Raw genomic sequence first — 11,720 nt, forward strand, 5'->3', positions numbered from 1 at the left:
AATGAATTCAATCGTCATCATCGGCGGCGGCCATGCCGCGGCCCAGCTTTGCGCGGGTTTGGCGGAAGCCGGGCAGGGCGCGCGCGTGCACTTGGTTTGCGAGGAGGCCTGCGAGCCGTACCACCGGCCGCCGCTTTCCAAGGCTTTTTTGAAGAGCGCCGAGGAGACCAGGCAACCCCACAAGGCCGCCGACTGGTACCGCGAAGCCGGCATCACGCTGCACCTGGGCGATGCGGCCGTGGCCATCGACCGCGAGGCGCACACCGTGACGCTGCGCTCGGGTGCCGTTCTGCCGTGGGAGCGGCTGGTGCTGGCCACCGGCACGCGTGCGCGCCAGATGCCCGACCTGAAGCCGGGCCTTGAAAACGTCGCAACCCTGCGCGCGGCCGAAGAGGCGCATCGCCTGCGCGAACGGCTGGCCGATGCGCAGCATGTCACGGTGCTGGGCGGCGGGTTCATCGGGCTCGAAGTGGCGGCCACCGCCAATGCGCTCGGCAAGCGTGTGCAGGTGATCGAAAGCGCGCCGCGGCTCCTGGGCCGCGCCGTGTCGCCCGAGCTGTCGGCGCATGTGCTCGCGACGCATCGCGCGGCGGGCATCGACATCGTGCTTGGTGCGCGTACCGGTGCGTTCGAGGTCGAGGGCGACCGGCTGCTGTCCATCCAGGTCAACGGCGCGAAGCAGCCGGTGGACCTGCTGCTGCTCGGCATTGGTGCCGTGCCCGAGACCGCATTGGCGCAGGCCGCGGGCATCGAATGCGCGGACGGCATTGTGGTCGACAGCCATATGCAGACCAGCGCGGCCGACGTGCTCGCAGTAGGCGATTGCACGCGCTTCCCTGATCGGCGCGCAGGCCGCCCGTTGCGGCTGGAGTCCGTGCAGAACGCGAACGACCAGGCGCGCACGGCCGTGGCCACGTTGACCGGCGCCGCGCGGCCGTACGACGCGGTGCCGTGGTTCTGGTCGGACCAGGGCGGCCTGAGGCTGCAGATGGTGGGCCTGATGCCGGCCGAGGGCACCCCGGGGCTGGCGAGCGTGCGGCGCGCCGGACCCAAGCCCGATGCGTTCTCTCTGTTCCACTATGTGGATGGACAGCTGATGTGCGTTGAATCGGTCAACGCGCCGGTCGATCACATGATGAGCCGCAAGCTGCTCGAAGCAGGGCGCAGTCCGGATGCGGCGGCGGTGGCCGACGCGGCCGTCCCGCTCAAGAATCACTTGGTATAGCGGAAGCGCGCCGTAGCGCGGCGTTCAGCGCCGCGCTGGCGCCAAAAGCACCACCAGCGCACCTGCGCCGCCCTCGGCCGGCTTGGCCTGCACGAAGGCCAGCACCTCGTTCTTCTGGATGAGCCAACGCTGCGCCTTGGTCTTGAGCACCGGCTGCTTGCCGGGTGAGCCCAGGCCTTTGCCGTGCACCACGCGCACGCAGCGCAGGCCCTGTTTGTAGGCATTGCGAATGAAGCCGCCGAGCGCCTCGCGGGCCTCGTCGCTGCGCAGGCCGTGCAGGTCGATTTGCGCCTGGATGCTCCAGTCGCCCTTGCGCAGCCGCGCGGTCACGTCGGTGCCTATGCCCGGGCGGCGAAAGCTCATCGCGTCGTCGACGTCGAGCAAGGTCGTCACGTCGAACTCGTCGGAAAGCGATTCGCGCAGCACGCGCTGTTCGTCGAGCTGATGCTGCACCGGGATGGGTGCGGGCGGCTCCGGCGCAAGCGGCACCACGGCCGCCTTGCGGCGAAGCGGCTCCGTCGCGCCAATGGCGCGCGTGAACAGGTCTTTTTCGGCCGCGCGCTTGCGCTCGGCGGCGGCCTTGGCGGCTGCCGCAGCCGCTTCGCGCTCGCGGGTTTCGGCCAGGGTGCGCTGCACCTGCTTCAGGTCTGCCAGGTTCTTGATGGGCGGCGTGCGGGAAGCCATCAGAGCAGCCCTTTCTCGGCCATTGAAAAGCTCTGGCCGGCGCTGACGATCACGTGGTCGAGCACGCGCACGTCGATCAATGAAAGCGCCGCCCTGAGCGTCTGCGTCAGCGATTCGTCGGCGCGCGAGGGCTCGATGCTGCCGCTCGGGTGGTTGTGCGAAAGCACCACGGCCGCGGCGTTGTGGTGCAGCGCGCGCATGACCACCTCGCGCGGGTAGACACTGGTCTGGGCGAGCGTTCCGCGAAACAGTTCTTCGAGCACGATCAGCCGGTGCTGCGCATCGAGAAACAGCACCGCAAACACCTCGTACGGGCGCGACCCGATGTGCATTTGCAGATATTCCTTCACGGCCCCGGGCGAATCGAAAACCGCTCGCTCCTTCAGCCGCTCGGCCATGGCGCGGCGCGCCAGTTCGAGCACCGCAATGAGTTCGGCGCGCTTGGCATCGCCGCCCATGCCCTTGATGACCTTCAGGTCTTCGGCGCTGGTCTGCAGCAGGCCCGAAAGGCCGCCGAAGTGGTCGAGCAGCTCCTGGGCAAGCTGGAGCACGTTTTTTCCGGCGACGCCCGTGCGCAGCAGCAACGCCAGCAGTTCGGCGTCGGCCAGCGCGGCGGCGCCTCGCGCGATGAGCTTTTCGCGCGGGCGGACGTGGGCGGGGAGATCCTTGAATGCCATCGAAAACCTGGGTGAAACCTTGAAAGAGCAGGCGGAAGCCCCGGCTCCTTAAAATGCAGTCCAGTTTATCGGGACACCCACCTTGTCTTTGCCTACCTCCGCTGCACCCATGTCCCACGTCGTGACTTCCGGCTCGTTCCTTACCCTGCATTACCGGCTGGCCGGTCCGGCGGGCGACATCATCAACACTTTCGCCGACAAGCCCGCCACCCTGTCGCTGGGCACGGGCGAACTTTCGCCGGCCATGGAGCAGCGGCTCATGGGCCTGGAAGAGGGCACGCATGCCACCTTCGAGCTGCCCGCCGGCGAGGCTTTTGGCGAGCGCAACCCCGACATGCAGCAATGGGTGGCCAGGAAGCTGCTGGCCCAGATGGGCGACCCCGACGAGCAATATGCAGTGGGCGACGTGGTGCAGTTCCCCACGCCCGACGGCTCGGGCAGCTACGCCGGCGCGGTGGTCGAATCGAACGAAACCGCGGTGCGCTTCGACTTCAACCACCCATTGGCCGGGCAGCCCGTGACCTTCGAGGTGCGGCTGATCGGAGTTCTATGAACAAGGGCCTCGAGGAAGTCGTTCTTGCCGAGCCGCGCGGCTTTTGCGCGGGGGTGGACCGCGCCATTGAAATCGTCGAGCGCGCGCTGGCCAAGTTTGGCGCGCCCATCTACGTGCGCCACGAGATCGTGCACAACACCTATGTGGTGAACGAGCTCAAGGCCAAGGGTGCGATCTTCATCGAAGACCTGGCCGACGTGCCGCCCGGTGCCACCCTGGTGTTCAGCGCCCATGGCGTGAGCAAGGCGGTGCAGCAGGAGGCGCGCGACCGCGGCTTCGACGTTTTCGACGCCACCTGCCCGCTGGTGACCAAGGTGCACGTCGAGGTCGCCAAGCTCGGCAAGGAAGGCTACGAGTTCATCATGATCGGCCACAAGGGACACCCCGAGGTCGAAGGCACCATGGGCCAGCTCTCCAGCGGCATCCACCTGGTCGAAGACGTGGAAGACGTGGCGACGGTGTCGCCCGCGCAGACCGAAAAACTCGCCGTTGTGACGCAGACCACGCTCAGCGTGGACGACGCCGCCGAAATCGCGGCCGCCGTGCGCGCGCGCTTTCCGATGGTGCGCGAGCCCAAGCAGCAGGACATCTGCTACGCCACGCAAAACCGGCAAGACGCGGTGAAGATCTTGAGCCCCCAGGTCGACCTGGTGATTGTGGTCGGCAGCCCCACCAGCTCCAACAGCAACCGGCTGCGCGAACTGGCACAACGCCTCGGCACCGAAAGCTACATGGTCGATTCGGCTGAAGAGCTCAAGCCGGAGTGGTTCGAAGGCAAGGGCCGCATCGGCCTCACGGCGGGCGCCTCGGCCCCCGAAGTGCTGGTGCGCGAGGTGATCGAGCGCGTGCGGGCGTTCGGCGCGGTGTCGGTCCGCAAGATGGACGGCATCGAGGAAACCATCAAGTTTCCGCTGCCCAAGGGCCTCAAGCTCGACGACATTCCACCCCCGGGACACATCTCTTGAACAACGACACGACGAACTGGCGCCTTGAAACAGAGAGCGCTTCCCGCAGGCTGCGCGAACGCTCCGGCGGTTTCCTGCGCGAAACCCCGCTCTGGAAGCTGCCGGCCTCCGCCTTCGGCATCGAGGTGCCGGGCGTGGAGGTGTGGCTCAAGCTCGAGCACATGCAGGTGAGCGGCAGCTTCAAGGCGCGCGGCATGATGAACCGCCTGCTGGCCAACGGCATTCCCGAAAGCGGCGTGGTCGTGGCGTCGGGCGGCAATGCCGGCATTGCCACCGCGGCGGCGGCCAAGGCGCTGGGCGTGCGCTGCCAGGTGTTCCTGCCCGGCGTTTCACCCGAAGCCAAGCGCGCGCGGCTGCGTGCGCTGGGTGCCGAGGTGGTCGTGGTCGGCGAGCTGTACCCAGACGCATTGGCCGCCTGCCTCGTGCGCCAGAAGGAAAACGGCGCCTTGCTGACCCATGCCTACGACCAGCCGGAAGTGGTGGCAGGCGCGGGCACGCTGGGCGTCGAGATCGAAGCGCAGGGCGGCCTGCCCGATTCGGTGCTCGTGAGCGTGGGCGGCGGTGGCCTGATCGGCGGTTTAGCCGGTTGGTTCGAACAGCGCGCCCGCGTGGTGGCGCTCGAACCCGAAAAAGCGCCGACGCTGTTCCGTGCCCGCCAGGCCGGCGAGCCGGTCGACGTCGACGTGGGCGGCATTGCCGCCGATTCGCTCGGCGCGCGGCGCATCGGCGCCATTTCCTGGGAAATTACCCAGAAGTACGTGCAGGACGCGCTGCTGCTGTCCGACGAATCCATCCGCACCGCCCAGCAGTGGCTGTGGAAGGAACTGAAGCTGGCCGTGGAACCCGCCGCCGCACTGCCGCTGGCAGCGCTGCAGACCGGCGCCTACATGCCACGCGCAGGCGAGAAGGTGTGCCTGATCGTCTGCGGCGCAAATGTTGATCCGGCCACGGTCGGCTGACGGCGCAGCTCTGGCTTACTTCTCGCAGTTCACCATCCAAGGCACGCCGAACTTGTCGGTCAGCATGCCGAAGCCCACAGCCCAGAACTGCGGGCCGTAGGGCATCGTGACTTCGCCGCCCTCGGCCAGCGCTTCGAAGAGCTTCTTTCCTTCGTCCACGTTGTTGCCCTGCACCGAGAGCGAAAACCCCTTGTAGCCTTCGAACGCGATGCCTGGCGGCATGTCGGATGCCATCAACTGGTGGCCTCGCGCTTCCAGCGTGGCGTGCATGATCTTGCCCTTGTAGGCCTCGGGCGTTTCAGCGCCCATGGGGCTTTCGCCGAAGGTCATGCTGAAGATGACCTTGCCGCCCAGCGCCTTGGCATAGAAGGCCAGTGCCTCGGCGGCGTTGCCGTTGAATGTCAGATAGGCTTGCATTGTTGTTTCCCCTTTGGTTGTCGAGGCCGAGATACCACGCCCGCCTAAAATCCTTGCATGCTCGACATCACCCTGCTCCGCAAAGATTTGGCCTCCGCCGTGGCCGGCCTCGAAAAACGCAAGAAGAACCAGCCCTACCTCGATGTATCGGCGTTCACCGCTCTCGAGGCCGAGCGCAAGACGCTGCAAACCCGCACCGAGGAAATCCAGGCCCGCCGCAACACGCTCAACAAGCAGATCGGCCCGCTCAAGGCCAAGGGCGAATCGGTCGATGCGTTGATGGCCGAAGTCAACGCGCTCAAGGCCGAGCAGGAATCGCAGTCCAAGCGCCTGGATGAGATCCAGCCCGAACTGCACGCCTTGCTGCTGGCCGTGCCCAACCTGCCGCACGCCAGCGTGCCGGTCGGCGAAGATGAAGCGGGCAATGTCGAAATGCGCCGCTGGAGCCCGCAAGGCGGTGCCGGCGCGAACGCCACGCCGCTGGCCTTTGCCGCAAAAGACCATGTCGACCTGGGCGCACCGCTCGGGCTCGACTTTGAGATGGGTGCCAAGCTCTCGGGCTCTCGCTTCTCGGTGATGAAGGGGCCGATTGCCCGGCTGCACCGCGCGCTCGCGCAGTTCATGCTCGACACCCAGACCGAGAAGCACGGCTACACCGAGTGCTACGTGCCCTACATCGTCAATGCCGCCACGCTCAGCGGCACCGGCCAGCTGCCCAAGTTCGAGGGCGACTTGTTTGCGGCCAAGAAGGGCGGGCAGGACGGCGAGCCCGCGCCCGACCATTCGGCGCTCTATCTCATTCCCACCAGCGAAGTGCCGCTGACCAACTTCGTGCGCGACGAGGTGGTGCCCGAGTCGCAGCTGCCGATCAAGCTGACGGCCCACACGCCGTGCTTCCGCTCCGAAGCCGGCAGCGCCGGGCGCGACACCCGCGGCATGATCCGCCAGCACCAATTCGACAAGGTCGAGATGGTGCAGATCGTCCACCCCGAAAAGAGCTACGACGCGCTCGAGCAGATGACCGGCCACGCCGAAGCCGTGCTGCAGGCGCTTGAACTGCCGTACCGCGTGGTGCTGCTGTGCACCGGTGACATGGGCTTTGGCTCCACCAAGACCTACGACCTCGAGGTGTGGCTGCCGGCGCAGAACACCTACCGCGAGATCAGCTCGGTCTCGAACTGCGAAGCCTTCCAGGCCCGCCGCCTGCAGGCCCGTTTCAAGAACGCGCGGGGCAAGAACGAGCTCGTCCACACGCTCAACGGCTCGGGCCTGGCCGTGGGCCGTACGCTGGTCGCGGTGCTGGAAAACCACCAGAACGAAGACGGCTCGATCAACGTGCCTGCCGCGCTGCGGCCCTACCTGGGCGGGCTGGAAGTGTTGCGCGCCTGACGCGCCCGGGGCTTTAAACCCCCCGTTTTTGTCTGCTAGAATCGCAGGCTCGACAGCACCGGAGAGGTGGCAGAGTGGTCGAATGTACCTGACTCGAAATCAGGCGTACTAGCGATAGTACCGAGGGTTCGAATCCCTCCCTCTCCTCCAGCAAGTTAAGTAAAAGAGCGCCTTTTAAGGCGCTTTTTTATTTCTGTAATCTTTCGGCTTACAGGAAATTTTGCACAACATCCTTACGTTTCGCCGAGGTGCTCGATACACCCGGAATCTCGCTTCTTCGAGCGGTCATAATGCATCGGGCATTCAGCTATCGAATTCGCATTTTCGAGTGAGTCTGCAATGTATCTCATTGCGGTTAGCTAAGAAGGCGCACGAACCGAGCTTTATCTGGAACCCGGGTTTCGTAAACTAGTTTTTTAACTCTTTCAAGATGGCCGAGTCTAATCAGTCGCATGCTCAAGATGCGCAATATGCGTCGAGTGGCGATGCCGATGCCGTTACTGCAGATGCATGGGGATGCACCCTAAAAACGCGGCAGTATATCACTGAATTGCAAGCTGTGTTAGAGAGGGAAATTGGCATGCGTGAGAGTGCTCAGCGAACCCTGCAATTGAAAAAACAGCAATGGGAGGAAAGTTTTAATGATCTTCGCACTCATTTTGAAAGATCAAGTGCCACTCAGAGAGACTCTTTGAACTTGTTAATAGAGCGCGAAAGAGAGTTGAAGCAACGATTGAACGCCTGCAATGAGCAATTGGCAGCCGTGCTGTCTTCAACAAGCTGGAAACTCACTGCTCCGCTTCGTGTTGTGGCTCGAATTTTTCCGGCAGAATTACGCTCGAAGATTAGCAATATCTTTCGATCGCGCTCCTGAGTCTATTGCAGTGAATTTGAAGTTGGCAAATAAGCGTTTATTCATTCTATGAATAACTTCTCTCGGCTCGCTAAACCGGAAGAGGCAAGTTCTTACCTTCCTCACTTTTCACGTTCGCTGGCGGAAAAATCTGCCCGAAGGTTAACAGCGATGCCGCTGTTTTCTGAGAAGGATTACCGTGAAATGCATCCGGGTGCAGTTGATGGTAGCGACGGCGACACCTTCTATCACGCGCTCTGCTATGGTGCTCCGCAAGGAGCGCCTCTATTCAAACCTGAACAGATCGCGCGTTCGCTAGCGAATGCGTCCGATTCATCAACCGATGAATCGTCACCCGCCGCTCCGGTTGTGTCATCCTTCCACGATCGCGCCGGGGCATTCAGAGCGCAATATCCCCACGCATCGGTCTACGTAAGTTCGTTAGGCAATACGTTCATGAAGGAAATTGCGGGAGATCTCGCACTTGATCTGCGGCGCGCCGGCCTGGATGTTGTCATACAAGATGAGAACTCGGATATAGCCAGCATGCCGCCTCTGAGTATCGTGGTAGCTCCTCACGAATTCTTTACTCTGGGTGTGGGGAAAGAGTGGATGAGGGATGCCGTGGTCTCGGCCTCATTCGTCTACAACACCGAACAGCTGCATACCCCCTGGTTTGCAAAGGCAATGCCCGCAATCGTGGCGTCACAGGGTGTGTTTGATATTTCACCACAGGCTGCCCATCTGTTCGGGGAAGCGGGAATACCTGCCATGCACCTCGAGCCTGGTGCAACACTGCAGACTCGCTGGCTCGAGGATGAGGATATGGATCATCCCCTCGTCGACGCACTCCCAACGAATGCTAAGGGCCAGATTTTTAATCCGCGCGCATGGACCGGGCGTCCAATCGATGTTTCCTTTTTTGGAAGCGAAAGCGCGCGGAGAGAGTCTTTTTTTGGGCGCAATGCGGCGACGTTTGCAAAGCTGTCCTCATTTATCTACTACCGTCGACAGTGGCATGGACCAATTCTTGACTATACGGAAGGCAGATCGCTAACCCGTCTAGCCGGCCATGTAGCAGGTCATTCAAAAATCAGTCTTAACATTCATCGTGACGAGTTTCCCTATTTCGAATGGCATCGAATGGTGAGGCAGGGCATGGCGTCCGGAGCGCTTGTTGTTACCGATCCATGTTTGCCTCATCCGCATCTGCGGCCTGGGGAGCATTTTTTTGAGGAAGAAGCTCGCCATATTCCCAATCTACTGGAATGGCTGATCTTCGATGTCGATGGGCAGCGCGATGCACAGAGGGTATTGAAGAACACGGCTGACCTTCTGTCGAGCAATGAAGCCAACTTTGTCCGAACCGACGCCATGCTTTCGTTTCTTTCCAAGCAACTGGGTGGAACCGGACCATGAATGTGCGAACATCGCCCCGGCTGGTGCCCTTCGAGATCGTCTTCGAAAAAACCAATCGAGCGGGGCCAGCCAAGGACGGGATTACAGTTGCTGTAAGTCTGTTCAACTACGCCCGATTTGTTGTTGAGTGCCTGGATTCGATCGCTCGGCAAACGCATCCGCGCATCGAGTTGATCGTCGTGGACGATCACTCCGAGAAGGACGACTCAGTCGCGGTGGCTCGACACTGGATGGAGCAGAACAGCCACCGGTTCGATCGGACCTCGCTGCTTAGGCACACGCGCAACCAAGGGTTGGCGGAGGCTCGGAACACTGCGTTTGAACACGCGCGGACGGATCCTGTATTCGTTATCGACGCTGACAACCAGATCTACCCTCGCGCGCTTGCCCGCTTGTTCGGGCCAATCGAACACCGAGAGTTCGATGCTGCATACACCCAGATCGAATTGTTTGGAGATCAAAGCGGCCTCGGATATGCAGATGTCTGGAGCAAGAGTTTTTTTAGGGCCGGCAATTATGTTGACGCCATGGCGCTGATCTCCAAGCGCTCGTGGCGTCAAGCTGGCGGATACACCCACATCGAAGGTGGCTGGGAAGATTTCGACTTCTGGTGCAAGTTTGTCGACAAGGGAATGCGGGCACTGTACTTGCCAGAGATTCTGTGTAGATACCGGGTCCACGGCACTTCGATGCTTCGCACCGATACGGTTGGCGCAACTCCCAGGCTCAAGATCGAACTTACCATGCGCCATCCCTGGCTTCATCTCAGGTGACTGCAAGGTCAGCGAGTTGCGTGAGGGGATGCAGGTCGCTGCTCTTGTTGCTTTTCTTCGACTTCGCGGCTTTCGAGGCGGCGTGCATAGCTGGTTGGCGTGAAGCTGCTCTGCGCACCGCCGTTAAGATCGCCACCTCTTCAAGCCCCGCATGCCGAGGGATTTCCTGTAGTCGAATAAAGAGGGGGCGAAGCGCCACATGGCCAATGCGTCGATCGCAAGCGTGACACCGGTCCCGGCTTCGGCTGACGAGGCCGAATCGTGGGTGCGCGGCGAGCTGATCCGCAGCCTGATGCGCTCCGCGCGCGGCTCCTACATCGTGTCGGCGGCGCTCATGCCGTTGATGGTCGGCCTGAACTGGAGCTACGTGCCCCACTGGGAGCTGCTCACGTGGCTTGCCTTCGGCTTTGCTGCCACGGGTTTCCGCGCCTGGGGGGGGCGGGTCTATGCGGTGCGCTACGCCGGCCGGAGCGCCGCGGCGCAACTGCAGTTCACCGAGCGCTACGGCTTCGTGTGGAGCACCAGCGCCATCGTGTGGGGCGCATCGATCCTGCTGTTCTTCGAGCGCACGCCACAGGTCAATCAGTTCATGAGCTGGCTCATCGTGGCTGGCGTGGGCACGTTCCCGCTCAACGGGCTGGCGCTGCACCCGCCGCTGCTCAAGCGCTACGTCAACACCCTGTTCATCACCATGCTCGGTGCGGTGTTGATCCGGCTGGTGAGCATCAACATCGTGGAGCCGCATTTCCAGTACGGCTACCTGATGCCGATCCTGCCGATCCTGCATTGGTTCTTGCTGCTGCGGGCCGGCCGCCATATTCACGAAACGGCGCGCAACAGCCTGGAGCTGCTGTTCCACAACCACATCCTGATCAAGTCGCTCACGCAGCAGCGGCAGGCCGCGGTGGCTGCCGTGGCCATGAAGAACCGCTTTCTCGCGAGCGCCGCGCACGACATGCGCCAGCCGGTATTGGCGCTCTCGCTCTACGCCGATTGGCTGCGCAACGAGCCCGAACTGGTGCTGGAACTCGCGCCGAAGATCGTTCGCGCCACGCACGCGGTGAATGCGCTGTTCGATTCGATGTTCGACCTGGCGCGCATCGATTCAGGCCAAGTGCGCTTGCACATCGAGCGTGTGGACGTGGCAGAACTTCTGCACGACCTCGAGCTGCAGTACCGCCCGGTCGCTGAAAGCCGGGGGCTCGATTTCCGCGTGCACGTGACGGAAGGCAGCTTTCTGACCGACCCCATTCGCGTGCGCCGCATGATCGGCAACCTGATCGCAAATGCCATCAAGTACACCTCCGACGGCGGCGTGCTGCTCGCTTCGCGGCAAACGCGCGAGGGCATGCGCATCGAGGTGTGGGACACCGGCATCGGCATTGCCCCCGAACACCTGCGCGACGTTTTCCTGGAGTTCTACAAGGTGGCCGACCATGCCGGCACGTCCGACGGCTTCGGCCTGGGCCTGGCCATCGTCGCCCGGCTCTCCCACGTGCTCGGCCACCCCGTCAGCGTGCGCTCGCGCCTCGGAAGCGGCAGCGTGTTCCGAGTCGCACTGCACGACGCCGACGAAGCCGTGGCCCAAGCCCGCGTCAGCGCCTCCGGCGGCGGCTGAGCACCCGGCTGCAGCCAAAAAAAACCGCGCCAGCGCGGTTTTCAGCAGCCAACAAATTCGCCCCGGTCCCCTTTCAGAAACACCGAGGAACCGGCTTCGCCGGGCCTCTGGTGTTGCCCCCGGTAGGGGGAAGGAGAAGCGCACGAAGTGCGCGGAGCCTGGGGGCGAGCCTCAGTCTCGAGACTAGT

12 protein-coding genes and 1 tRNA gene are annotated in these 11,720 nt (G+C 62.9%); 10 read left to right on the forward strand and 3 right to left on the reverse strand.

All coding sequences use genetic code 11. From position 1 onward, the window contains the following. The first annotated feature begins 1 nt into the window (after nucleotide 1). Entirely contained in the window at nucleotides 2-1,225 is a 1,224-nt protein-coding gene (locus EJI00_RS15835) for an NAD(P)/FAD-dependent oxidoreductase (protein WP_126748458.1), read from the forward strand. A gap of 24 nt (nucleotides 1,226-1,249) precedes the next feature. On the opposite strand, the gene EJI00_RS15840 is transcribed toward EJI00_RS15835, so the two are convergent. Continuing rightward, nucleotides 1,250-1,909: a Smr/MutS family protein gene (locus EJI00_RS15840; protein ID WP_126748459.1), complete on the reverse strand. Its 660-nt coding sequence runs from the start codon at nucleotides 1,907-1,909 to the stop codon at nucleotides 1,250-1,252. Then, the gene (gene radC, locus EJI00_RS15845; RefSeq protein ID WP_126748460.1) at nucleotides 1,909-2,586 is read right to left on the reverse strand and encodes a RadC family protein; all 678 of its coding nucleotides are present in this window, start codon (nucleotides 2,584-2,586) and stop codon (nucleotides 1,909-1,911) included. The genes EJI00_RS15840 and radC overlap by 1 nt, the downstream gene beginning before the upstream one ends. A gap of 109 nt (nucleotides 2,587-2,695) precedes the next feature. Between radC and EJI00_RS15850 the strand changes: the two genes are divergently transcribed. From EJI00_RS15850 to EJI00_RS15860, 3 genes are read left to right on the forward strand one after another with little or no spacing between them, the layout of a single operon-like run. Next, a complete protein-coding gene (locus tag EJI00_RS15850) occupies nucleotides 2,696-3,139 on the forward strand; it encodes a peptidylprolyl isomerase (protein WP_028259435.1) in 444 nt (147 codons plus the stop codon). Next, nucleotides 3,136-4,104: a 4-hydroxy-3-methylbut-2-enyl diphosphate reductase gene (gene ispH / locus EJI00_RS15855; RefSeq protein ID WP_126748461.1), complete on the forward strand. Its 969-nt coding sequence runs from the start codon at nucleotides 3,136-3,138 to the stop codon at nucleotides 4,102-4,104. Before EJI00_RS15850 ends, ispH begins: the two co-directional genes overlap by 4 nt. Further along, complete coding sequence (locus EJI00_RS15860) at nucleotides 4,101-5,063, forward strand: threonine/serine dehydratase (RefSeq protein ID WP_126748462.1); 963 nt, start codon at nucleotides 4,101-4,103, stop codon at nucleotides 5,061-5,063. Before ispH ends, EJI00_RS15860 begins: the two co-directional genes overlap by 4 nt. 15 nt (nucleotides 5,064-5,078) lie before the next feature. On the opposite strand, the gene EJI00_RS15865 is transcribed toward EJI00_RS15860, so the two are convergent. After that, nucleotides 5,079-5,480, reverse strand: coding sequence for a VOC family protein (locus tag EJI00_RS15865; protein WP_126748463.1), 402 nt, complete (start codon nucleotides 5,478-5,480; stop codon nucleotides 5,079-5,081). A 57-nt stretch (nucleotides 5,481-5,537) separates the two neighbouring features. Between EJI00_RS15865 and serS the strand changes: the two genes are divergently transcribed. The 6 genes from serS (at nucleotide 5,538) to EJI00_RS15895 (ending at nucleotide 11,532) form a co-directional block, all read left to right on the forward strand. Beyond that, nucleotides 5,538-6,869, forward strand: a complete 1,332-nt coding sequence (gene serS, locus EJI00_RS15870) for a serine--tRNA ligase (protein WP_126748464.1) — start codon at nucleotides 5,538-5,540, stop codon at nucleotides 6,867-6,869. Between the two features lie 60 nt (nucleotides 6,870-6,929). After that, nucleotides 6,930-7,019: transfer RNA gene (locus EJI00_RS15875), tRNA-Ser, on the forward strand. A gap of 280 nt (nucleotides 7,020-7,299) precedes the next feature. After that, nucleotides 7,300-7,743 (forward strand): hypothetical protein, encoded by a 444-nt coding sequence (locus EJI00_RS15880; RefSeq protein ID WP_126748465.1) that lies wholly within the window; start codon nucleotides 7,300-7,302, stop codon nucleotides 7,741-7,743. Between the two features lie 48 nt (nucleotides 7,744-7,791). Next, on the forward strand, nucleotides 7,792-9,141 hold the full coding sequence (locus tag EJI00_RS15885) for a hypothetical protein (protein WP_126748466.1): 1,350 nt from the start codon (nucleotides 7,792-7,794) through the stop codon (nucleotides 9,139-9,141). Next, on the forward strand, nucleotides 9,138-9,914 hold the full coding sequence (locus EJI00_RS15890) for a glycosyltransferase family 2 protein (RefSeq protein ID WP_126748467.1): 777 nt from the start codon (nucleotides 9,138-9,140) through the stop codon (nucleotides 9,912-9,914). The genes EJI00_RS15885 and EJI00_RS15890 overlap by 4 nt, the downstream gene beginning before the upstream one ends. A 199-nt stretch (nucleotides 9,915-10,113) precedes the next feature. Continuing rightward, on the forward strand, nucleotides 10,114-11,532 hold the full coding sequence (locus EJI00_RS15895) for a sensor histidine kinase (protein ID WP_126748468.1): 1,419 nt from the start codon (nucleotides 10,114-10,116) through the stop codon (nucleotides 11,530-11,532). Nucleotides 11,533-11,720: the final 188 nt, after the last annotated feature.

Source organism: Variovorax sp. DXTD-1 (assembly GCF_003984625.1).
Taxonomy (GTDB): Bacteria; Pseudomonadota; Gammaproteobacteria; order Burkholderiales; family Burkholderiaceae_C; genus Variovorax.